At 68.0% G+C, this 22998-nt stretch carries 24 protein-coding genes; 4 read left to right on the top strand and 20 right to left on the bottom strand.

Annotation, left to right across the window (positions count from 1 at the left end; genetic code table 11):
• Positions 1–31: 31 nt before the first annotated feature.
• From AC07OC_RS20110 to AC07OC_RS20100, 3 genes are all read left to right on the top strand, one after another.
• The gene (locus tag AC07OC_RS20110; protein WP_218341526.1) at positions 32–1435 is read left to right on the top strand and encodes an amidase; all 1404 of its coding nucleotides are present in this window, start codon (positions 32–34) and stop codon (positions 1433–1435) included.
• 131 nt (positions 1436–1566) lie between these two features.
• The gene (locus tag AC07OC_RS20105; RefSeq protein ID WP_494602029.1) at positions 1567–2175 is read left to right on the top strand and encodes a hypothetical protein; all 609 of its coding nucleotides are present in this window, start codon (positions 1567–1569) and stop codon (positions 2173–2175) included.
• 24 nt (positions 2176–2199) lie between these two features.
• On the top strand, positions 2200–3555 hold the full coding sequence (locus AC07OC_RS20100; RefSeq protein WP_494602027.1) for a tetratricopeptide repeat protein: 1356 nt from the start codon (positions 2200–2202) through the stop codon (positions 3553–3555).
• Positions 3556–3617: 62 nt separating this feature from the next.
• Here AC07OC_RS20100 and AC07OC_RS20095 read toward each other — a convergent pair whose 3' ends face one another.
• The 8 genes from AC07OC_RS20095 to AC07OC_RS20060 form a co-directional block, all read right to left on the bottom strand.
• Entirely contained in the window at positions 3618–4289 is a 672-nt protein-coding gene (locus AC07OC_RS20095; protein WP_494597960.1) for a histidine phosphatase family protein, read from the bottom strand.
• Between the two features lie 124 nt (positions 4290–4413).
• Positions 4414–4638: a hypothetical protein gene (locus AC07OC_RS20090; RefSeq protein ID WP_218341528.1), complete on the bottom strand. Its 225-nt coding sequence runs from the start codon at positions 4636–4638 to the stop codon at positions 4414–4416.
• A 38-nt stretch (positions 4639–4676) separates the two neighbouring features.
• Entirely contained in the window at positions 4677–5564 is an 888-nt protein-coding gene (locus AC07OC_RS20085; RefSeq protein ID WP_494602025.1) for a DUF429 domain-containing protein, read from the bottom strand.
• Positions 5565–5570: 6 nt separating this feature from the next.
• Positions 5571–6452 carry an EamA family transporter gene (locus tag AC07OC_RS20080; protein ID WP_218293512.1) on the bottom strand — a complete coding sequence of 294 codons (882 nt, stop codon included), beginning with the start codon at positions 6450–6452 and terminating at the stop codon, positions 5571–5573.
• Between the two features lie 206 nt (positions 6453–6658).
• On the bottom strand, positions 6659–7081 hold the full coding sequence (locus AC07OC_RS20075; RefSeq protein ID WP_010461918.1) for a BLUF domain-containing protein: 423 nt from the start codon (positions 7079–7081) through the stop codon (positions 6659–6661).
• Positions 7082–7083: 2 nt separating this feature from the next.
• Positions 7084–7812, bottom strand: coding sequence for a GTP cyclohydrolase I (folE, locus tag AC07OC_RS20070; protein ID WP_218293511.1), 729 nt, complete (start codon positions 7810–7812; stop codon positions 7084–7086).
• Positions 7813–8018: 206 nt separating this feature from the next.
• Positions 8019–9257, bottom strand: a complete 1239-nt coding sequence (clsB, locus tag AC07OC_RS20065; protein ID WP_218293510.1) for a cardiolipin synthase ClsB — start codon at positions 9255–9257, stop codon at positions 8019–8021.
• 73 nt (positions 9258–9330) lie between these two features.
• Complete coding sequence (locus AC07OC_RS20060; protein ID WP_218293509.1) at positions 9331–10068, bottom strand: endonuclease/exonuclease/phosphatase family protein; 738 nt, start codon at positions 10066–10068, stop codon at positions 9331–9333.
• Positions 10069–10187: 119 nt separating this feature from the next.
• On the opposite strand from AC07OC_RS20060, the gene AC07OC_RS20055 reads away from it, so the two are divergent.
• Positions 10188–11942, top strand: coding sequence for a response regulator (locus AC07OC_RS20055; protein WP_494602023.1), 1755 nt, complete (start codon positions 10188–10190; stop codon positions 11940–11942).
• Positions 11943–12014: 72 nt separating this feature from the next.
• On the opposite strand, the gene nudB is transcribed toward AC07OC_RS20055, so the two are convergent.
• From nudB to AC07OC_RS19995, 12 genes are all read right to left on the bottom strand, one after another.
• On the bottom strand, positions 12015–12485 hold the full coding sequence (nudB, locus tag AC07OC_RS20050) for a dihydroneopterin triphosphate diphosphatase (RefSeq protein WP_218293507.1): 471 nt from the start codon (positions 12483–12485) through the stop codon (positions 12015–12017).
• Between the two features lie 10 nt (positions 12486–12495).
• Positions 12496–13314 carry a CsgG/HfaB family protein gene (locus AC07OC_RS20045; protein WP_370627873.1) on the bottom strand — a complete coding sequence of 273 codons (819 nt, stop codon included), beginning with the start codon at positions 13312–13314 and terminating at the stop codon, positions 12496–12498.
• Between the two features lie 136 nt (positions 13315–13450).
• Positions 13451–15253 carry an aspartate--tRNA ligase gene (gene aspS / locus AC07OC_RS20040; RefSeq protein ID WP_218341531.1) on the bottom strand — a complete coding sequence of 601 codons (1803 nt, stop codon included), beginning with the start codon at positions 15251–15253 and terminating at the stop codon, positions 13451–13453.
• Positions 15254–15296: 43 nt separating this feature from the next.
• On the bottom strand, positions 15297–15917 hold the full coding sequence (locus AC07OC_RS20035; protein ID WP_494602021.1) for a DUF502 domain-containing protein: 621 nt from the start codon (positions 15915–15917) through the stop codon (positions 15297–15299).
• A gap of 8 nt (positions 15918–15925) precedes the next feature.
• Positions 15926–16270: an FmdB family zinc ribbon protein gene (locus tag AC07OC_RS20030; protein ID WP_369641678.1), complete on the bottom strand. Its 345-nt coding sequence runs from the start codon at positions 16268–16270 to the stop codon at positions 15926–15928.
• A 63-nt stretch (positions 16271–16333) separates the two neighbouring features.
• Entirely contained in the window at positions 16334–17779 is a 1446-nt protein-coding gene (locus tag AC07OC_RS20025; protein ID WP_218341533.1) for a high affinity choline transporter 1, read from the bottom strand.
• A gap of 41 nt (positions 17780–17820) precedes the next feature.
• Positions 17821–19404, bottom strand: a complete 1584-nt coding sequence (ubiB, locus tag AC07OC_RS20020) for a ubiquinone biosynthesis regulatory protein kinase UbiB (protein ID WP_218293501.1) — start codon at positions 19402–19404, stop codon at positions 17821–17823.
• A complete protein-coding gene (locus AC07OC_RS20015) occupies positions 19401–20003 on the bottom strand; it encodes a hypothetical protein (protein ID WP_218341534.1) in 603 nt (200 codons plus the stop codon). Before AC07OC_RS20015 ends, ubiB begins: the two co-directional genes overlap by 4 nt.
• Before the next feature lie 54 nt (positions 20004–20057).
• Positions 20058–21083, bottom strand: a complete 1026-nt coding sequence (locus AC07OC_RS20010) for a Tim44 domain-containing protein (protein WP_218341535.1) — start codon at positions 21081–21083, stop codon at positions 20058–20060.
• Between the two features lie 40 nt (positions 21084–21123).
• Positions 21124–21855, bottom strand: coding sequence for a bifunctional demethylmenaquinone methyltransferase/2-methoxy-6-polyprenyl-1,4-benzoquinol methylase UbiE (ubiE, locus tag AC07OC_RS20005; RefSeq protein ID WP_218293498.1), 732 nt, complete (start codon positions 21853–21855; stop codon positions 21124–21126).
• A 181-nt stretch (positions 21856–22036) separates the two neighbouring features.
• Entirely contained in the window at positions 22037–22459 is a 423-nt protein-coding gene (locus AC07OC_RS20000) for a gamma-butyrobetaine hydroxylase family protein (protein ID WP_218293497.1), read from the bottom strand.
• A gap of 114 nt (positions 22460–22573) precedes the next feature.
• The gene (locus AC07OC_RS19995; protein ID WP_255591741.1) at positions 22574–22993 is read right to left on the bottom strand and encodes an HIT family protein; all 420 of its coding nucleotides are present in this window, start codon (positions 22991–22993) and stop codon (positions 22574–22576) included.
• Positions 22994–22998: the final 5 nt, after the last annotated feature.

Here is a 22998-nt window from a genome sequence, read left to right as displayed (position 1 = left end):
ATCAGCCTTTCTTATCAAAAATCTCTCTACCATGACCGCCCTGCACGACCTGCCCGCCCACGACCTCCTGGCCGCCTACCGCGCGCGCCGCCTCTCGCCCGTCGAGGTCACGCAGGCCGTGCTGGCCCACATCGGGCGCTGGGAGCCCCACATACAGGCGACCTACCTGCTGCGGCCCGAGGCCGCCCTGGCGCAGGCCCGCGAATCGGAAGCGCGCTGGCTGCGTGGCGAGCCCAAGGGCGCGCTCGACGGCGTGCCCAGCACCATCAAGGAAAACATCTCGACGCAAGGCGACCCGACCCCCCTGGGCACCGCCGCTGTCGAACTCGTGCCCGCCGCCGCCGATGCGCCGCCCGCCGCCCGCATGCGCGAGGCCGGTGCCGTCATCGTGGCCAAGACCACCATGCCCGACTACGGCATGCTGTCCTCGGGCCTGTCGACCTTCCACCCACTGTCGCGCAACCCCTGGGACGTGAGCAAGGGCCCGGGCGGCTCCAGCGCCGGTGGCGGTGCCGCCGCTGCGGCGGGCTACGGGCCGCTGCACATCGGCACCGACATCGGCGGCTCGCTGCGCCTGCCCGCCAGCTGGTGCGGCATCTTCAGCCTGAAGCCCAGCCTGGGCCGCATCCCGATCGACCCGCCCTACACCGGCCGTGCCGCCGGCCCCATGACCCGCACGGTGGCCGACGCCGCGCTGATGATGCAGGTACTCAGCCAGCCGGACGCGCGCGACAGCATGAGCCTGCCAGCGCAGGACATCGCCTGGAGCCAGTTCAACAAGGGCGTGGAGCGCCTGCGCGGCCTGCGCATCGGCCTGCTGCTGGACGCGGGCTGCGGCCTGCCGGTGGAACCCGAAGTGAAGGCCGCCGTGGAACGCGCAGCCCGCCTGATGGAGGCCGCTGGCGCCACCATCGTGCCCATGCTGCCCTTCATGACCCAGGCCATGCTCGACGGCATGGACCACTTCTGGCGCATGCGCTCCCACATCGACCTGAAGGCCCTGCCCGCGCAGCAGCGCGACAAGGTGCTGCCCTATATCCGCACCTGGGCCGACAGCGCCGCCAGCATGAGCGGCACCGAGGTCTTCAACGCCAGCCACCAGTTCCACCTCACGCGCGTGAATACGGTCAAGGCCTGCAGCGCGTTCGACTACGTGATCTCGCCCGTGGCGCCGATGCCCGCCTTCCAGGCCGAACTGCCCTCGCCCACCAACGACCCGCTGCGCCCGCTCGAGCACATCGGCTTCACCGTGCCGTTCAACATGTCCGAACAGCCGGCGGCCTCGGTCAACTGCGGCTACACCGCCAGCGGCCTGCCCATCGGCCTGCAGATCGCCGGCGCGCGCTTCGACGACCTGGGCGTGCTGCAGGTGGCCCATGCGTTCGAGCTGATCCGTGAGCCGCAAAAGGCCTGGCCGCTGCCGCCTGCGGCTTAACCCCGAGGGCCCGGCGGGGTGGATGTTGGTAACCTAGGGGTTGGCAACACGCACGCCCGCGTGCGGCGCCCCCTCCGGGCTGGCCTGCGCCCCGGGCCACCACGACACGCACCACTTCAACGAATCACCGCATGGACATCCTCATCCTGGCGATCCTCATCGCCACCGGCACCTTCATGCTCAACGCCAAGGAGCAGCGCAAGCGCATCGTGCTGCTGGGCAACCATCTGGCCCACTACCAGATCGAAAAGCTGATGGAAGCGCTCACAGACGGCTACCTGCGGGCCCTGGGTGAAAGCACCGACGAGCGCCGCAGCCAGATCTGGAGCCTGCTGAGCACCACCGAACAGCAGCTGAGCGAGCAGTTCAGCCGCTTCGCCGCGGACTTCGCCAAGGTGAGCGACGCCGACGCGCGGGTCAGCCGCCTCGCGATGGACATCCCCTTCGCCGAGAAGATCCTGCCGGCGTTCACCTTCGACATGCGGCGGGCCCTGGCGATCCATGCACGCGGCATCACCCATGTGGTGCAGAACACCAGCCACCTGTCGCCCAAGGACCGGGCCTACATGATGACGGCGGAGCTGTTCCTGATGCAGCACACCTGCCACTGGTTCTGCAAGTCCAAGACCGTTGCCACGGCCCGCATGCTGGCGCGCCACCAGACGCCGCATGAGCAGCTGGTGGCCTCCGTATCGGCCGAGACACGCAAGGCCTATCTGACGCTGATCAAGGGCGGCTGAGCCCTGCCGCCCAACAATGCCCCCATGCCATCCACCGCCACGCACGCACTGACCGACAGCCTGGGCAACGCCGCCACCCTGCGCGAGCCAGGCAGCGCGGCGGCGTTGAATGACTTCGTGGAAGGCTTCATCGCCTGCGAGGCCCGCGCGGTGAACGTGCTGCAGGCCGCCGGCGACCCCAGCGCCATCGTGCAGGCCTGCTGCGCGGCACTGCACATGTTCGCCGAATCGGCGCAGGCCCCGGGCAACGCGCGCCCCTTCATCGACCGGGCGCTCGCCCATGCCCCTGCGGCGAGCGAGCGCGAACAGCGCTTCGTGGCCGCCGTCGCCGCCTGGGTTCATGGCGACCTGCCGCGCGCCATCGCGCTGCACGAGGAGCAGGCCCGCCTGTTCCCGCGCGACCTGGCCTCCCTCAAGCTCGGCCAATACCACTTGTTCAACCGCGGCGACTCCCCCGGCATGCTGCGCCTGGCGCTGCAGGCCCTGCCCGCGGCCGCCGACGTGCCCTACCTGCACGGCATGCTGGCCTTTGGCTGGGAGCAGTGCCACCGGCTCACCGAAGCGGAAGCCGCCGCGCGCCATGCGGTGCGCCTGTGCCGCAAGGAACCCTGGGCCCACCATGCCCTCGCACACGTGATGCTGACACAGGGGCGCATCGGCGAAGGCGCGGACTTCATGGCCGGCGTGAGCGACACCTGGACGGGGCTCAACTCCTTCATGGTCACGCACAACTGGTGGCACCAGGCACTCTTCCTGCTGGAGCAGGACCGGCACGCCGAGGTGCTGGCGCTGTACGACAGCCAGGTGTGGGGCGTGGTCAAGGAATACACGCAGGACCAGATCAACGCCGTCTCGCTGCTGGCGCGGCTGGAACTGGCGGGCGTGGATGTGGGCCACCGCTGGGCCGACGTGGCCGGCCACCTGGCACTGCGCCTGTCCGACCATGTACTGCCGTTCCTGGACCTGCAGTATCTCTACGGCCTGGCCCGCGCGGGCCGCACGGAGGCGGCACGCACGCTGCTGCACAACATCGAGGCCCACGCCGCCACGCGCACCGAGGCACATGAACGCACCGTGTGGAAGCAGGTGTGCGAGCCCGCCGCGCGCGGCCTGCTGGCGCATGCGCAAGGCGACTGGGCCACGGCGGCGGAGCAGCTGGGCCTGGCATTGCCACGGCTGCTGGAGATCGGCGGCAGCCACGCGCAGCGGGATTTGTTCCACCAGATCTGGCTGGATGCGCTGCAGCGCAACGGGCAGTGGGCGGCGGTGCAGAACCTGCTGCAGCCGATGGCCAATGCGCAGCCGGAGTCGGTGCGGCTCGCGCGGCAGGTGGGGGTGGTCAATGGCGCCCTGGGGCTGCTGCTGCCACACCAGGGATAGCGGAGCCCGGCGATAGAAGCAGGCGCGGGCGCGGCCCGCCCTCCCCTGTGCCTGCCGCCAGGCTATCTCACCAGCAGCTTCGTCTGGTCATACACCGGCTGCGCCGGCAGGTCCGCCAGGTGCCGCACGTCGGCCCAGTCCAGCACCTCCACCACATCGCCATCCACCCGCACGCGGTTCAGGCCGGCGTTGGGGATGTCGCTCTGGCGCGGGCCGTCCAGGCCCGTGCCGCGGGCGGTGCGCCAGACCATGTCGAGCACGCCGCCGTGGGTCACAACCATGACTTTGCGGCCCTGGTACTGCTGCGCGATGCGGCGCACGGCGTCCATCACGCGGGTGTGGAACTGGCGCGTGGTCTCGCCGCCGGGCATGCCGTAGTCGGCTTCGAAGCGCAGCCACTGGGTCCAGGCATCGGCGTGTTCGATCTTGATGTCGTCCACGCGCTTGCCATCCACCACGCCGAAGCTCTGCTCGCGCAGGCTGCTGTCGGTGAGGGTGTCGATGCGCAGTTCCGGGAACAGCACCTGCAGGCTGGGCGTGGCGGTCTGCTGCGTGCGGATGAGGTCGCTGCAGACCAGGTGGTCCACCACGATCTGTTCCGCGGCCAGGCGTTCGGCGAGGCGGCGGGCCTGTTCGTGGCCGGTGGCGTTGAGGGGGACATCCACGTGGCCCTGGAAGCGCAGCTCGCGGTTCCAGTCGGTCTCTCCGTGGCGGATCAGGATCAGTTCGGTCATGTGCTCCATTATCGAATGTATGCACACTATTGCAAGCCTTTTTGCTTGCCAGCGCTTATGTACAAAGCGCTGATAGCTATGATTTTTATAACAAGGCGCGGACGGGCGCCCGCGGCGCGCCGGGCTATCGCATGGGCACGATGAGCACTTTGCGGCGCGGCTGGCAGCCAGGGCCTTCGTAGGCGGCGCTGTCGCGCTGCCAGCCATGGCCCGGCGAGGCTTGCGCGCAGACGCGTGCGCCATCCACCATGCTGCGCCAGTAGTACCAGGGCGCGGGGGCGGCCTGTGCGGGCGGCATCAGCGGTGCCAGCAGGGCGAGGGCAAGCAGGGAGCGGGCGACAACCGGCATGGGGGTGGTGAAGATATCAGGCGTGGGTTCCGCCCATGCTACGCACCGTGCGCCGGACCGATGCCCGGAAAAGCGGCAATACCGGCGGCATCGGCGGTCACGATCCAGCCTTCGAGCGGGTCCAGCCCGGGCGGCAGGCCGTAGAGCGCGTCGCCCTCTGCATGGCGCTGCTGGGCCCAGGCGGCCTGCAGCAGGCACAGCACGGCGTCCAGGCTGTCGCCGCTCGCGTCGTCCACCAGCACATCGCGCTGCGCGTGGCTGAGCTTCAGGCGCAGGCCCAGCCGGGTCTGGCCCATCTCCAGCGCATTCACGAGGTCCTTGCGGGCAATGAGCCGGTCGGGCGTGTGCTTGGCGCGGTCGTCGCTCTTGTAGCTGCGCCGCTGCAGCACTTCGCGCGCCAGCAGCCCCGGGTAGGCTTCCAGCGCCACGCGGCGCGGGTCTCCGCCGTGCAGGCCCGGCAGGTGGACACCGGCGTCCAGCAGCAGCGGCAGGCCCGCGTGCAGCATGTAGGCCACGGGCGGGTTCACCCATTTCATCGACGGGCTGGAGCCCGCGGGCCCGTCGGTGGCGCGGTGCGCGAACTTGCCGCCCACGGGGCGTGCGTCGCAGAACGCGGCGAACTGGTCGCGGATCTGCGCGCGGCTGAGGCCGCGGTAGTGCTGCATGCAGGCGCGCCACTGCACCGGCCAGCCCAGCGCCCGCACCAGCTCGCGCGGCAGGCCGAAGGGCAGGTCGAAGCCGCCCACCCAATCGCCCGGCCGGGCGAGCCACTCGCCCAGCGCGGCCAGCGTGTCAAAGCGCTCCAGCGCGGCGAGCTGTACCCGCGCGCCCTGGCGCTGGCCCAGCGCCAGCACGACGGGCTTGCGCCGCGTGGGGCTGCTGGAGAAATCGCAGCCCAGCAGCAGGGGACGGATGGGCTCCGCCATGACGGCCTACCCCAGCGCCAGGGCGGTGACACCCGCGGCAATGCACAGCGCGCCAAAAATGCGCGCCACACGGTCGCCCTCGCCCAGCAGGTGGCCGCCGATGAGCGCCGCGAACAGCATGGACACCTCGCGCGCGGGCGCCACGTGGGACATGGGCGCCTCGCGCATCGCGTACAGCACCAGCACGTAGGCCACGGGGCTCACCGCCGCCACCAGCAGCGCGAAGCGCCACTGCGCCAGCCACAGCGCACGGGCCGTGGGCAGGTCGCGCAGCACCACGGGCGCGAGCAAGCCCACGCGCACGAAGTTGCCCATGTAGTCCACCAGGATGGGGGACATCAGCAGGATCTTGACCGCATAGCCATCCACCACGGTGTAGCTGGCGATGAAGGCGCCCGTGAGCAGGCCGTAGAGCATGCCCTTGTGCACGCGCGCCCGGGCGGCAGGGTCGTGCGCGGCGCGCAGCAGGCCCGGGCCGCCCGCGATCAGGAACACCCCGCCCACCACGCCGGCGATGCCGGCCACGCCCAGCGCCGAGATGCGCTCGCCAAGGACCGTCACCGCCACCAGCGACGACAGCAGCGGCCCGGAACCGCGCGCCAGCGGGTAGACGACGGTGAGATCGGCTTTGCTGTAGCCGCGCAGCAGGATGACGAAGTAGCCCACGTGCAGCAGCCCGCTGGCCGCGACGAAGGCCCACTCCGTGGCCCCCCACAGCGGCACGGCATCGCGCCCCAGGTACCAGCCCAACGGCGCCCAGATGACCATCATGATCACCGAGGTGAAGAACGCGAACCGCGAATCGCCCCCGGCCTTCTTGGCCACGATGTTCCAGCACGCGTGGATGAGGCCGGCAAGGATGATGAGGGCGAAGGCGGTAAGGGTCACGGATGAGAAGAAGAGCGGCCTGAATGCAAAAAGCCGCAGAACCGGGTGGGCTGCGGCCGAAACAACGAGGCCAGAGCATCAGCGAAAAGTGGGGTGACTTGTGTAGCGAGCGGTCTCAGCCTGGGTGGAGGAACGCAGCCCCACTCCCGTGCGGCGAGTACCGCAGGCCCGGGGTGTGGCCGCGCAGCAGCAAAACACCCCGCCTTTCAGGCTCTGCCGATGATGGAGGCCGTGGCCATCAGTTCTTCGAGCAGCGCGAACGACACCTTGCCCGACACGGCATAGGGGTCCAGCTCGGGCTTCTCCGAGTACTTGAGCAGGATGGAGTGGTTGATCTTGGACAGGTTCACCTGCCCCATGGTCCAGCCACCGAAGCGGCGTTCGGCGATTTCTTCGTAGTGCAGCAGCTCCACGTTCTTGTGGCGCGGGTCCTTCTGGATGTGGCCGTACAGGTCGCTCACCGCGGAGCGCCCGCCTTCGATGGCCTGAAGGAACACGCCGCCGCCGTAGCACAGCACCCCGGTGATGCCGCAGCCCGGGTTGTGCTGGCGCGACTGCGTCAGGATGGCTTCGATGGCGGCGGGCGAAGTGTCCACCGCGCGGCTGGCATAGAGCAGGCGTACGAGCATGGTCAGTTCCTTCCAGGGATGAGGGACAGAAATTCGCGGCGCAGCGCCGAATCTTTGAGGAACACGCCACGCATCACGGAGTTGATCATCTTGCTGTCCATCTCGCGCACGCCGCGCCAGGACATGCAGAAGTGGCTGGCCTCCATCACGATGGCCAGGCCGTCGGGCTGGGTCTTTTCCATGATGAGGTCGGCCAGCTGCACCACGGCCTCTTCCTGGATCTGCGGGCGGCCCATGACCCAGTCCACCAGGCGCGCGTACTTGGACAGGCCGATCACGTTGGTGTGTTCGTTGGGCATCACGCCGATCCAGATCTTGCCGATCACCGGGCAGAAATGGTGGCTGCAGGCGCTGCGCACGGTGATGGGGCCCACGATCATGAGCTCGTTCAGGTGCTCGGCGTTCGGGAATTCCGTGATGGCCGGCTGCGCCACGTAGCGGCCCTTGAACACCTCGTTGAGGTACATCTTGGCCACGCGGCGCGCGGTGTTGTTGGTGTTGTGGTCGCCTTCGGTGTTGATCACCATGCTGTCGAGCACGCCCTGCATCTTGACCTCGACCTCGTCGAGCAGCTTCTCCAGCTCGCCGGGCTCGATGAACTCGGCGATGTTGTCATTGGCATGAAAACGCTTGCGGGCAGCGGCAAGGCGCTCTCGGATCTTGACGGAGACAGGCGTGCCTTCATCATCCGGCGGGGTGGACGTCATATCGGCGGCGGGTTGGCTGGACATGGCCAGAATCGTAACAGCGATTGACACACCGCAGATTTCAAAGGTTTTTGACCTCCACCGCTTGATGGCAAAGCGCCAGCAGCTATGTTATTCATAGCAATACTTGCCAACGGCGCCGCCCCACGCCAGTGCCACCGTGGAAGCGGCTTTGCCGGGCCGCGGGGTGGCGTCCCCGGGGGGAAAGCGGCGCAGCCGCTCAGGGGGGCTCAATAGCTTTTTCCGGTGATCCACAGCGCCAGCCGCATGAGGCCGAAGGCAATGCGGTCCAGCACGCGCTGGCGCAGCGGGCGGCCCGCGTAGCGCGCCGGGTCCATGCGCCGGCCGGCATGCTGCATCGCATGCACCAGGCGCTGGCGCAGGTCGGTGGCAAAGGCGGCGTCCTCCACCACCACGTTGGCCTCGCGCGCCAGCAGCAGGCTCAAGGGGTCGAGGTTGGACGAGCCCACCGTGGCCCAGGGCCTGTCGCCCATCGCGTCGATCACGGCCACCTTGGCGTGCAGGAAGCTGGGCGCGTATTCGTGGATCTCCACCCCCGCCTCCAGCAGCGCGCCATACACGGGCCGTGCCGCGTGGTACTGCATGAAGTACTCGTAGCGCCCTTGCAGCAGCAGGCGCACCCGCACGCCCCGGCGCGCCGCCATCACCAGCGCGCGGCGCAGCTTGCCGCCGGGCATGAAATAGGCGTTGGCGATGATGACTTCGTGCCGCGCGGCGCCGATGGCGCGGCGGTAGGCCTTTTCGATGCGGCTGCGGTTGCGCACGTTGTCGCGCAGCACCAGCGCGGCGCGCATGGGCGGGCCGGCCTCGGCGGCCTGCAGCGCATGCTTGGCCGCGCTGGCGGCGCGCAAGGCCTGCAGGGCCTCGGGCAGGCGGCGCTGGCGCGCGTCGCGCACCGCCTGCATGCGCCACCACAGCTGGTCCATGGTCTCGCTGGCCGATGCCACCAGGCTGCCCGTGGCCTGCACCGCGAAGTCAAAGCGCGGCGCCTCCAGCGCGCCGTGGTTGGGGTCGTGGAAGTCGTCCAGCACGTTGATGCCGCCGCAAAACAGCATGCAGCCGTCCACCACGCACAGCTTGCGGTGCAGCCGCCGCCACCGGTGTGGCAGCAGCAGGCCCAGGGGGCCGAGCGGCGAATACACGCGGTACTGCACGCCGGCCGCCTGCAGGCGCTGCGCCCAGCCGTGGGGCAAGGCGCCCGTGCCCACGCCATCCACCACCAGCTGCGTGCGCACGCCGCGCTGCGCCGCGCGCATCAGGGCCTCGGCCACGGCGGCGCCCGCGCCGGTGAAGTCGAAGATGTAGGTCTCGAACTGGATGTCCGACAGGGCGGCGTCCATGGCCTGGATCAGCGCGGGAAAAAGCTCCTCGGCCCCTTGCAGCAGGCGCACCTGGTGGTCGTCGGAAAATCCTGCCCCATGGGCCCGCGCGAAAGGCTTTCTTCTCATTTCGGAAGCCCGTCGCCCGGCGGGGGCGTCGCCCCTTCCAGGGAGGAAGGCGCCGCGAACGGCACAACGGGGGTCATAGCCTGAACTCGGCGATCAGCGGGAGGTGGTCGGACATGCGCCACCAGATGCGGCCGCGCGGCACATGCAGCGACAGCGGCGTGAGGCCGCGCACGTACACATGGTCCAGCTGCGCCAGCGGCAGCCGCGCCGGGTAGGTGAAGGTGCGCGGCGCGTCGAACTCGTGCAGCGCAAAGCCGGCCAGCATGCGCTTGACCTGCTGGCCCCAGTCATTGAAGTCCCCGGCCACCACGACGGGCGCGCCGGACGGCACCTCGCGCTCGATGAAGCGCTGCAGGCGTTCGATCTGGCGGATGCGGCTGCCGGGAATGAGCCCCAGATGCACCACGATCACGTGGATGCGCCGCCCGTGGGCATCCACCTCGACATGCAAGAGCCCGCGCTGCTCGAAGCGGTGGTCCGAGATGTCTTCGTGCTGGTGCCCGATCACGGGCCAGCGCGACAGCAGGGCGTTGCCATGTTCTCCGTGTTTGGTGGTGGCGTTGGTGCGGTACACGGCCTCGTAGCCCTCGGGCGCGAGGAACTCGGCCTGGGGCAGTTCGGGCCAGCGCTGAAAATAGGTCGCCTCGCGCCGGTGGAGCTTGCGCACCTCCTGCAGGCAGACGATGTCGGCGTCGAGCTGCTCCACCGCCAGGCCCAGGTTGTGGATCTCCAGCCGGCGCGCGGGCCCGATGCCCTGCACGCCCTTGTGAATGTTGTAGGTGGCCACCCGCAGAATATCGTCGTGTTCCATGTCCTGATTGTGTCGCAAGCCGCGCTGGCTGCGGGTTTGCCCGACGCTGAAAGCCGCGGCGGCGGCTTACACTTGGTTGCACTCCACTCCCCCGCCGTGGCGGGCCGGCACACACCCTGATGGCTACCGAGAACGACCCATCCGCCGCGCCTGCGGTGCTGGCGCTGATCGTCGACAGCAATGCCACTTCCCGCAGCATCCTCGTGGGCCAGTTGCGCGAGTACGGCGTGACCCGCATCGTGCAGTGCACCCGGGTGCAGGATGCGCGCAGCCGGCTGGAGCACACGGTGTTCGACTACGTACTGTGCGAGCAGTATTTCGGCGAATCGGGCTATTCGGGCCAGACCCTGCTGGACGACCTGCGGCGCGCGCAGCTGTTGCCCTTCTCCACCGTGTTCTTCATGGTCACGTCCGAGGCCTCGTACGCCGCCGTGGCCGAGGCCGCCGAGTCCGCGCTCGACGGCTATCTGCTCAAGCCCTTCACGCCCAGCGCGCTCTTCGAGCGCCTGAGCCTGGCGCGCCTGCGCAAGATCCATCTGCGCCCGATCTTCGACGCCATCGAGGCCGAGGATTTCGAGCGTGCCGCGCAGCTGTGCGTGGAGCGCTTCGAATCGCGCCAGCCCTACTGGCTGTATGCCGCGCGCATCGGCTCCGAACTGCTGCTGCGCCTGTCCCGCCACGACGAGGCCCGCACGCTGTTCGAGGCCGTGATCGCCGCCCGCGCCCTGCCCTGGGCCAAGCTCGGGGTGGCACGCGCGCAGATCGAATCCGGGCAGGCGGCGCGGGCCATCACCACGCTGCAGGAGCTGATCGGCGAGGACGCCTCCTTCGCCGACGCCTACGACGTGCTGGGCCGCGCGCAAGTGGAACTGGGCAACTTCTCGCAGGCCATCGAGACCTACCGCACGGCCAGCGGCCTCACGCCGGATTCGGTGGTGCGGCTGCAGAAGCTGGGGATGATGTCGTACTACATGGGCGACCGCGAAACCGCCACCAAGGTGCTGGCACGGGCGGCCGTGCTGGGCATCGACTCCAAGCTGTTCGACTTCCAGTCGCTGGTGCTGCTCACGTTCTCGTACTTCGCCGACAACGACCGCAAGGGCATCGAGCGCTGCATGGCCGACTTTGGCCGCATCCTGGAGCGGCACGAGTCCAGCGCCCGCATCCGGCGTTTCGCGGCGGTGGCGCGCACGCTGCAGCTCATCCAGCAGCGCCAGTTCTCGCAGGCCGTGGAATCCGTGCGCGGCATGGCCGGCGAGATCACCTCCAGCGGCTTCGACTTCGAGGCCGCGTGCAACCTGGGCAGCCTGCTGGCCGTGCTCGCGGTCACCTCGATCGACCTGTCCGAGGGCGAGGGCTGGGTGCGCGCGCTGGGCATGCGCTACGCCAACACGCGGGGCCTGACCGAGCTGCTGGCCAACGCCTGCGGCCTGCACACACCTTACGGAGAGATGGTGCGCGACTGCCTCGTGCAGATCAACAAGACCGCCGAGGCCGCCATGGCACAAAGCCTGGCCGGCGACCCGGCGGGCGCCGTGAACCACCTGCTGCAGCAGGCCGGGCACACGCTCAACTCCAAGCTGGTGGACATGTCCCAGCAGGTGCTGCTGCGCCACCGCGCGCGCATGGCCTCGCCCGAAACTCTGCAGGACGCCATCGACGCGCTGCGCACGCGTGTGGGCACCGCGCCCACGCGGGCGATCCTGGGGCAGGACAGCGAACGCCGGCCCGGCGGCGTGGTGCTGCGCGTGCGCGGCGGAGGCGATGAGCCCACCCGCATCCCGTCGCCGCCCCAGGACAGCCTGGCCCCCGACCCCGCCGACCCTCCCGACCCTCCCGACCCCGCGGCCGCGCTGCGCCTGCGGCCGGTCTGAGAACCCGGGGACGCGCCGCTGGACGGACGCCCCTCCGGTGCCATCGGCGACGCGCCTGGCGCCCCCCAAGCCTCAGGCCTGCCCGGCGAACCGGGGCAACAGCAGGCAGGCTTCGGCGTTCGACGCGGAAAAACAGGCGTCCGCGGCGGCCTGCCAGGGTAGCCACCGGAACGCATCGTGCTCGCGCGGGCTGAGCACGACCGGGGTGCCTGAAGGCACGCGCAGCCCGAACACACGCTCCCGGTTGCGCACCACGCCGGGCGCGTAGCGGTACAGCCACTGCGGCCAGATGTCGTAGACGTTCTCCAGCGCCCAATCGGTCAGCACGCAGCCGGGTGACCGCGCATCGATGCCGGTTTCCTCCGCCACCTCGCGGCGGGCCGTCTCCTCAAAAGGCTCCTCCAGGCGGTCCTTGCTGCCGGTGACGGACTGCCAGTGCCCCTCGCCGCCCACGCGGCGAATCAGCAGCACCTCCAGCGCCGGGGTGTGGATCACCACCAGCACCGACTCCGGGAGCTTGCAGGGCCGCTGCGCTGCCACCATGGCGCCCTCCTCACCCGCCCCTGGAGCGCGTGGCGGCGGCGGTGGTGGGCACGGGCGGGGGCAATTCCTTGGCCTGCAGCGCACGCACCTGCACCACCAGCTGGTTGTGCGCATCCAGGAACGCCGCGGCGATGACCTTGCCCTCGTTGGTATTGCTCCAGCCCGCCCCCGCCGCGCCACCGAGCTTGCCGAACACGAGCCCGCCCACCCCCAGGTCGGTGGTGCGTGCCGCCCCGGTGGCCGCGGCCACCTGCTCGGTGGTTTCGTTGTCGGACAGCAGCAGGGCCGTCTGCGCCTCCTTGAACTTGACCTGCTCCACCAGACCGGCCAGGCCGGCAATGTCGCGCAGCACCGGAATCATCGCGATCACCCCGGCCAGGCCGCGCCCCGCATCCTGCTCGCTGAAGGTCAGGCTGGGGGTGAGCGTGTACTGCGCCTCATAGCCCTTGCCCTTGGCCACGGTGGAGTTGTTCTTGCGCAGGATGCCGGAGTCCTTCAGGTCCTGCTCCTGGATGGTGCCGCGCAGGCCGGCCGAGCGGTCCACCACGCGAAAGCAGCCGCTTTGCTGCGCCAGCAGCTTGACCAGGGGCACGGGGGATGCCGGCAGGTGGTAGCCCGAACCCACGGTGTAGCCGTTGGGGTTCTCGGCCAGCGCCAGCGTGGCCACGGGTGCTTCGCAGCGGACCAGCTCGCGGGCGGCGTTCTGCGCGCCCTGGGGCCCGGCCGAACCGGTGACCACCGAGCCGCCCTGGCCCAGTTCGGTCTTCTTTTCGCCGCAGCCCGCCAGGGCCAGCAGCAACACCCCTGCCAGCAGGGCCGGGATCGTCATGGAACGCATGGAAGGCTTCCTTTCAACGCTGGGGAACCAGCCAAGAAAAAAGCGGCATGGGGCCGAGGCCCCTGCCGCTTTGTGGTGCGATGCCGCCGGAGTGCATCTGCGGGATCGATCTGGCGGATGCCCCGGATCAGGCCGCCTTGATGGCGTCGGGGTTGCGCAGGCGGATGTGCAGCTCGCGCAGCTGCTTTTCGTCCACCGGCGAAGGCGCCTGCGTGAGCAGATCCTGGGCGCGCTGGGTCTTGGGGAAGGCGATCACGTCGCGGATCGACTCGGCACCGGTCATCAGCGTGATCAGGCGGTCCAGGCCGAAGGCGAGGCCACCATGCGGAGGCGCGCCGTACTGCAGCGCGTCCAGCAGGTAGCCGAACTTGGCCTGTGCGTCTTCGGGCGTGATCTTGAGGGCATCGAACACCTTCTTTTGCACATCGGCGCGGTGGATACGCACCGAGCCGCCACCCAGCTCCCAGCCGTTGAGCACCATGTCGTAGGCCTTGGCGATGCACTTGCCAGGGTCCGTGTCCATCAGGTCCTCATGGCCATCCTTGGGCGACGTGAAGGGGTGGTGCACTGCGGCCCAGCGGTCGTTCTCTTCGTCATGCTCGAACATCGGAAAGTCCACCACCCACAGCGGTGCCCAACGGCTTTCGAACAGGCCGTTCTTCTTGCCAAAGTCGCTGTGGCCGACCTTCAGGCGCAGTGCGCCGATGGAGTCGTTGACGATCTTTTCCTTGTCGGCACCGAAGAACAGCAGGTCGCCATCCTGGGCGCCGGTGCGCTTCAAGATCTCGGCGATGGCTGCGTCGTGCAGGTTCTTGACGATGGGGGACTGCAGGCCTTCGCGGCCGTTGGCCACCTCGTTGACCTTGATCCAGGCCAAGCCCTTGGCGCCGTAGATCTTCACGAACTCGGTGTAGGCGTCGATCTCGCCGCGCGAGATCTGCGCGCCGCCCGGCACGCGCAGGGCGACCACGCGGCCGCCCTTGGTGGTGGCGGGCGCGGAGAACACCTTGAAGTCCACGTCCTTCATCACTTCGGTCAGCTCGGTGAATTCGAGCTTCACGCGCAGGTCGGGCTTGTCGGAGCCGAAGCGGAACGCCGCCTCCTGATAGGTCATGATGGGGAACTCGCCCAGATCCACGCCCAGCTGGGTCTGGAACACCTCGGCGATCATGCGCTGGAAGATCGCGCGGATCTCTTCCTCGCCCAGGAACGAGGTCTCGCAGTCGATCTGCGTGAACTCGGGCTGGCGGTCGGCGCGCAGGTCTTCGTCGCGGAAGCACTTGGTGATCTGGTAGTAGCGGTCATAGCCGGCCACCATCAGCATCTGCTTGTACAGCTGGGGCGACTGGGGCAGCGCGAAGAACTGGCCATCGTGCACGCGGCTCGGGACCAGGTAATCGCGCGCGCCTTCGGGCGTGCTCTTGCCCAGCATGGGCGTCTCGATGTCGATGAAGCCTTCCTTGTCCAGGAAGTTGCGCACCTGGATGGCCGTCTTGTAGCGCAGCATCATGTTGCGCTGCATGTGCGGGCGGCGCAGGTCCATCACGCGGTGCGTGAGGCGGGTGGTCTCCGACAGGTTCTCGTCGTCCATCTGGAACGGAGGCGTGACCGAGGGGTTGAGCACGTTCAGCTCGTGGCACAGCACTTCGATCTGGCCGCTCTTGAGCTTGTCGTTGGTGGTGCCGTCAGGACGGGGGCGCACCAGCCCCTTGACCTGCACGCAGAACTCGTTGCGCACATCTTCGGCGGTCTTGAACATCTCGGCGCGGTCCGGGTCGCACACCACCTGCACGTAGCCTTCGCGGTCGCGCAGGTCGATGAAGATCACGCCGCCATGGTCGCGGCGACGGTTCACCCAGCCCGACAGGGTGACGGTTTGGCCCATCAGGGCTTCGGTCACAAGACCGCAATAGTGGGAACGCATGGCCATGGCAGAAACTTCCGGCGCCCAGGGGGCGCGTTAAGGGGATTACTTACTTGGATGAAACGAGCGTCGGGTCCGCCGGAGCGACCACGCCCATCGAAACAATGTATTTGAGGGCGGCGTCCACGCTCATGTCGAGCTCGACGCAGTCGCTCTTGCGCAGCATCACGAAATACCCGCCCGTGGGGTTGGGCGTGGTGGGCACGTACACGCTCACGAATTCGTCGCGCAGGTATGCCGCCACCTCGCCGTTGGGCGCCCCGGTGACGAAGGCCACGGTCCAGACGTCCTCGCGCGGCCACTGCACCAGCACGGCCTTGCGAAACGCGTTGCCGCTTTCGGAGAACAGCGTGTCCGACACCTGCTTGACGCTGGAGTAGATGGAGCGCACGACCGGGATGCGGTGCACCAGGGCATCGCCCCACTGCACGAGCTTGCGGCCCGCGAAGTTGCTGGCGATGGCGCCCACCACCAGCAGGATGAGCAGCGTGAGGACCACGCCGAAGCCGGGAATGTGGATTCCCAGCAGCTTGTCGGGGTGCCATGCGCCCGGCAGGATCTGCAGGGTCTGGTCGAGCGTGCTCACGATCCAGTTGAGCACCCACGCCGTGATGACCCCTGGCACGATCACCAGAAGGCCGGTCAACAGCCATTTGCGCAAGGCAGCCATGAAGGTACTCAGTTCGACGAAGGGGTTGTGGAGGTTGAACCGCCGCCAGCGCTTGGTGCAGCTGCGCTGGACGCTTCTTTTTTAGGAGCATCTCCGGTGCTGGCGGGAGCGGGCGCGTCGGACTTCGACTCCGGCTTGGCCTCGGTGGCGGGGGCGGAATTCCCGCCGTTGCCGCCGCGGAAATCCGTCACATACCAGCCGGAGCCCTTGAGCTGGAAACCCGCCGCGGTCACCTGCTTGGAAAAGGCCTGCGCGCCGCAGGCGGGGCAGACCGTCAGGGGCGCGTCGGAGATTTTTTGCAGCACATCCTTGGCATGGCCGCAGGAGCCGCATTTGTAGGCGTAGATAGGCATGTCAGAGTGTTGAGGGAAAGTGCAAAACCCTCAATTATAGGCGGCATGCCCCCGGCCACCGTGTCACTCCGTGCCGACGAGCCTGTGGTGCGCCGCATGGCTGTTGCGGATGGCCTGCGGGCCCAGCGAGCCGATCAGCATGCCCGCCAGCGCGGCCAGCAGCCCTGCCAGCTGGGCGGGGAAGACCGCGCCCGCGGGCGTGGCCAGGAACAGCAGCCAGGTCAGCAAGCCCAGCACGATCGCGAAGATGGCGCCCTGCGTCGTGGCGCGCTTCCAGTACAGGCCAAACACCAGGGGCACGAAGGCCCCCACCAGCGGCACCTGATAGGCGCCGGACACCAGCTCATAGATCGACGTGCCCTGCATGTAGATGGCATACGCCAGCACGAGCGCACTGAACACCAGCGTGGTGACGCGCATGGTGCGCAGGTGCTGCCTGTCCGAGCTGTGCGGGCGGAACTGGCGCCAGATGTTCTCGGTGAACGTGACGCTGGGCGCCAGCAGCGTGGCCGACGCGGTGGATTTGAGGGCCGAGAGCAGCGCGCCGAAGAACAGCACCTGCATCACGAAGGGCATCTTGGACAGCACCAGCGTGGGCAGCACCTTCTGCGGGTCGTCCTTGAGCAGCTCGGCCGTCTCGGCGGGCATGATGATCAGCGCGCTGGCCACGAGGAACATGGGCACGAAGGCGAACAGGATGTAGCAGATGCCCCCGATCACCGGGCCGCGCGTGGCGGCCTGGATGTTGTTGGCCGACATCACGCGCTGGAACACGTCCTGCTGCGGAATCGAGCCGAACATCATGGTGACCCCCGCCGCGATGAAGAACACCACGTCATGGAACTTGGGCTCGGGCAGGAAGCGGAACAGCTCGCGGCTGGACGCGAACTCGATGACCTTGCCGGCACCGCCCGCCATGTTGCCCGCGAACACCGCGATCACGGCCAGCCCCACCACCAGGATGATCATCTGGATGAAGTCGGTCACCGCCACCGACCACATGCCGCCAAACAGCGTGTAGGCCAGGATGGAGACCACGCCGATGGTCATGCCCACGGGGATGCTGATGGCGCCGGCCGACAGCAGGTTGAACACCAGCCCCAGCGCCGTGACCTGGGCAGACACCCAGCCCAGGTAGCTGAGCATGATGATGAGGGAGCAGACGATCTCCACCGTGCGGCCATAGCGCTCGCGGTAGTAGTCGCTGATGGTGAGCAGCGTCATGCGGTAGAGCTTGCCCGCGAAGAACAGGCCCACCAGGATCAGGCAGAAGCCGGCGCCGAAGGGGTCTTCGACCACGTTGCCCAGCCCGCCCTCGATGAACTTGGCCGGGATGCCCAGCACCGTTTCCGAGCCGAACCACGTTGCAAACGTGGTGGTGATGATCATGTACAGCGGCAGATGGCGCCCTGCAATGGCGAAATCCGCGGCATTCTTGACTCGCCGGGCTGCCAGCAGGCCGATGGCGATGGTGATCAACAGATAGACAATGACCAGGGTCAACAGCACGGCATGCTCCTCGATGTCGCGAAGGGGTGGGGAAGGGAAACCTAGAAAATCCGGAAACGCAGAAGCACTTGCAACTGCTGTACCAGCATCAGCGACAGCAGGCCCAGCACGAAGCCCGCGCCCACGTAGATGATGCCCTGCAGCAGGCGGTTGGTGCGCTTTTGCGCAGCCAGCAGTTCCAGCAGCTCGCGCCGATGGTCCTGCGGCTTGTGGCGCAGGTAGTCGTACAGCAGCCGGGGCAGCTCGGGAATCAGCTTGGCGTAGTGCGGCGCCTCGGCGCGCAGCTCGCGCAGTACGCGCTGCGGTCCCATCTGCTCGAGCATCCACTTCTCCAGGAAGGGCTTGGCCGTGCTCCACAGGTCCAGCTCAGGGTCGAGCTCGCGGCCCAGGCCTTCGATGTTGAGCAGTGTCTTTTGCAGGAGCACGAGCTGGGGCTGGATTTCCACATGGAACCGGCGCGAGGTCTGGAAGAGCCGCATCAGCACCATGCCCAGCGAGATTTCCTTGAGCGGCCGGTCGAAGTACGGCTCGCACACCGCGCGGATCGCCGATTCCAGATCGTTGACCCGCGTTTCGGGCGGCACCCAGCCGCTTTCGATGTGCAGTTCGGCCACGCGCTTGTAGTCGCGGCGAAAGAACGCCACGAAGTTCTGCGCGAGGTACTCCTTGTCCGATTCGGTGAGGGTGCCCACGATGCCGAAGTCGAGCGAGATGTAGCGCCCGAAGGTCGCCGGGTCCAGGCTCACCTGGATGTTGCCCGGGTGCATGTCGGCGTGGAAGAAGCCGTCGCGGAACACCTGGGTGAAGAAGATCGTGACGCCGTCGCGCGCCAGCTTGGGGATGTCCACCCCGGCATCGCGCAGGCGCTCCGTCTGGCTGATGGGCACGCCGTTCATGCGCTGCATCACCATGACCTCGGGGTGGCAGAAGTCCCAGAACATCTCGGGGATCAGCACCAGGTCCAGCCCCTGCATGTTGCGGCGCAGCTGCGCGGCGTTGGCGGCCTCGCGCACCAGGTCCAGCTCATCGTGCAGGTAGTTGTCGAACTCGGCCACCACCTCGCGGGGCTTCAGGCGCTTGCCATCCGCCGACAGGTTCTCCACCCAGCCGGCCATCATGCGCATGAGGCCCAGGTCTTTCTCGATCACCGGCAGCATGCCGGGGCGAAGCACCTTGACCGCCACCTCGCGCTCGATGCCGTGGCGGTCGCGCAGCGTGGCGAAGTGCACCTGCGCGATCGAGGCGCTGGCCACCGGCACGCGATCGAAGGACGTGAAGACCTCATCCACGGGCCTGCGGAACGCCCGCTCGATGGTGGCGATCGCGACCTCGGGATCGAACGGGGGCACGCGGTCCTGCAGCCGGGCGAGCTCGTCGGCCACGTCGGGCGGCAGCAGGTCGCGCCGGGTCGAAAGCACCTGGCCGAACTTGACGAAGATGGGCCCCAGCCGCTCCAGCGCCAGGCGAAGCCGCTGGCCCCGGGGGGCGTCCAGGTTGCGCCCGAACGACAGGATGCGCGACACCGGCCGCAGCCAGGGCTTCTGGAAGCTGTCGAGCACCAGGCCGTCCAGGCCGTACCGGAACCCCACCCAGAGGATGGCGGCGCCCCGCAGGAATTGCTTCATGCGCCGGCCCGGTCGGAGCCGCTGGCCGGCGCTGCCGGCATGGGGGGCACGGGCACGGCCGCAAAGGACGACGGCGCCACGCGCGCGCCCACGAACTGGCGCAGCGCCTGCGCGGCGCGGCGCGCAACCTGCGCCACCGTGTGCGCCGGGGCATCGCCGATCACGCGTGCGAGGTCTTCCTCGACATCCCAGCGCACATGGTCGACCAGCCAGTTGATCTCGGCGGCCAGCTGCACATCGCCTTCGATGCGGATGGAGGGCTTGTCCCCCCGCAGGACCGCCTGGGCGAGCGTGAGCGGCGAGCTCTCGGTCACTTCAAGGCGCAGGTCGGGCGCCGCGGTCTCGGGCGCCAGGTTGAACAGGCCTGCGGGCGTGATGACAAGCGCCATCGAATAGGCGCGCCACTGCACGCGGGCGATGCGCCCCTTCTGGCGCACCAGGCGGTCGGTGGCCTCCTTTTCCTGCATGAGGACATGGTTGAGGAACAGCACCATGCGCTGCTGCATCTCGTGCACCAGCCACTGCGGAGGTTGGGGGCCGGCGGCCACACGCTCGAAGAGGCCGTCCAGAAACGAAAAAGGGGACTGTGGTGTTGCCATAGTCCCCGATTATTCCCTGAACTGGGATAGCCCCAAATGGGGGTATCTCCTTTATTACTGCAGGGCCTGCACCCCTGCCACCAGCCAGCCGCTGCTGCCCGCCTTGGGCTTGGTCATGTTCCAGACCTCGCGGAACGGGCTCGGGCCCGCGGAGGGTTCCTCGCGGATCATGCCAGAGAACTCGACGCTGGCCATGTAGCCGTCGCCCAGGTCCTCGATGCCCAGCAGCTGGGCCTCGATCATGACCACGTCCGTGTGGTTAGGCTGCACGCCGCGGTGCGCTTCGCGCTCGGTCAGCTGGGTGCGGATCTCGTCCAGCATGCTGTCCGTCATCATGGAACGCAGCGTGGTGATGTCCGAGCGGTCCCAGGCGGCCTGCAGCGTGACGAAGTTGCGCTTGGCGGCGGACAGGAACCCTTCGGTGTCGAAATCGGCCGGAACGCCCCAGTTCTGCGAGCCCGACAGACCCGAACCGATGACCACACCCGTGCCGGCCCCGCCCTGCGCTGCGCGCGAGGCATCGAACGCCATGCTGCTGCGCTCCCAGGGGCGCGCCGAGGCGTCGTTGCCCACGTTGTTGGGGCTGTACTGCGGAGGCACCTGCGCCGCCACCGGCGAGGCGGCCCCTGCCCCCTGGAAGGCGAACGGCGCGCCTCCAGCGGCACCACCGCCCTGGCTGGCGCCACTGCGCGCGCGCATCACCATCTTGAAGATGGCGAACGCGGCCAGCGCCAGCAGCGCGATCATCAAAATATTGCCGAACCCTGCGCCCAGGCCCAGCGAACTGGCCAGCCAGGCCAGGCCCAGGCCCGCGGCCAGGCCACCCAGCATCGCGCCCCAGGGCTTCTTCGCAGCCGCGGCGGCAGGTGCCGCGCCCGCCGTGGCCGGCTTGGCGCCTGCCGCATTGGTCGCGTTCTGTGCCGGAGCCCCCGGCGTTGCGGGCGGCGTTGCCGACTCGCGCTGCGTCACATTGCTCGACTGCTTGCCCACCGATTTGCCGCCAGCCAGTCGCCGGGCGTCGGCATCGGCGTGTGCAAACGCCAGCATCGCGACCAACACCACAGACCACAGTTTCATCATGACTTCTCCGTCTCCGTTAATGACCGAGCGAAACGCTCACTCAGCACTTGATTCCAACATGCAGGGCCACGATTCCCCCCGTCATGTTGTGATAGTCCACATGCCCAAAGCCATTTTTCTGCATGAGGCTTTTGAGTTCTTCCTGTCCCGGGTGCATGCGGATGGACTCCGCCAGGTAGCGGTAGCTGGCATCGTCGCCCGCCACCAGCTTGCCCAGCTGGGGCAGCACCTTGAACGAATACCAGTCGTACACTTTTTCCAGCGGCTTGGCCACCTTCGAGAATTCGAGCACCAGCAGCTTGCCGCCGGGCTTGAGCACGCGGCACATCTCGGCGATGGCCTGGTCCTTGTGCGTCATGTTGCGCAGGCCGAAGGCCACGCTCACCACGTCGAAATGCGCATCCGGGAACGGCAGCTTTTCGGCATCGCAGACCAGCGTGGGCAGCACCACGCCCGCATCGATGAGACGGTCGCGGCCCACGCGCAGCATGGCTTCGTTGATGTCGGTATGCACCACGCGCCCCGTGGCGCCCACCTTCTTCGAAAATGCCAGCGCGAGATCGCCCGTGCCGCCCGCGATGTCCAGCACCTGGCTGCCCTCGCCGAGGTTGGCCACCATCACGGTGTAGGCCTTCCAGGCGCGGTGCAGGCCGGCCGACATGAGGTCGTTCATCACATCGTATTTGGAGGCGACCGAATCGAACACGCCACGCACGCGGCGCGCCTTTTCCTGCTCGTCGACCGACTGAAAACCAAAATGTGTGGTGCTCATAAGAATCATGCTAGGCGCGCAAGCGCCAGAGGTACAGCGACAACCCCGCACTGAAATGGGGCTTGTGTCGCAATTAGGACAACGCCATCAAAGAGAAAACAGCCGCTACCGCTTGCCTATATTGCGCTGGCAGCTCTTCTTTCAATAGCACATTGGTCAACAAGGGCTTAGGGGCTGCCCTTCAGTGACCGCCACAGGCATGCCCGCCTGCACCACCCTTGGGCGCCATCGGCGCGTCGCGGTCCACGCCCGCCGCGGCCAGGCGCTCGGTGTACTGCGTCCACAGCGCGTCCTGCTTCTGGCCCAGTTCGTAGAGGTAGTCCCAGGTGAAGATGCCGCTGTCGTGGCCGTCCGAGAACGTGGGCTTGACGGCGTAGTTGCCCACGGGCTCCAGGTTGACCAGCGTGACCTCCCGCTTGCCCGTCTGCAGCACTTCCTGGCCCGGGCCATGACCCTGCACTTCGGCCGACGGTGAATACACCCGCATCAGCTCAAACGGAATGCGGAACGTGGCGTCATCGGAGAACCCCACTTCGAGCACCCGTGATGCTTCGTGCACCGTGATTGCCTGCGGCGTGGGCGCGCCCGCTTTCAAACCTGCCATGGATTCACCTGTGAGAAAACTGTTGTCAGAAAAGGCGGTTGTGATTGTCCCACCCGCCGCAGACCCCACCGCCCAGAGGGCCGGCAGACGCACCGACTCCTGACAGAGCGCCAGTCACGCAGTAGCCAGGGTCGCCAGTTGCTGGCGCAAGGCGCTTTCCAGCGCTGGCAGCAGCGCCTGCACGGAAGCCTCTTGCGCCACAGGGCTGGGGCGCTGCGCAGCCGCCCACACGGGTGAGGGAAAGTGACTGTCCCAGTCAAACCGCGCAAACACATGCCAGTGCAGGTGCGGCACCATGTTGCCCAGCGCCGCGATGTTGACCTTGGTGGGCGACAGGTGCTGGCGCAGGGCCTGCTCCACCACCGTCACGGCCTCCATGCAGTGGGCACGTTCGGCAGCAGCCAGGTCAGAGAACTCGGCCACATGCGCATTCCAGACCACGCGGTAGAAGGCAGGAAACCCCGCCTCCTGCGCACGGATGACACGCAGGCGCTCACCGCGCCAGACCAGTGCGCCACCGTCTTCAGCGCACAACGGGC

The sequence above is a fragment of the Acidovorax sp. GW821-FHT10E04 genome, from assembly GCF_059415185.1.
This window is presented reverse-complemented; position numbering and strand designations above follow the sequence as displayed.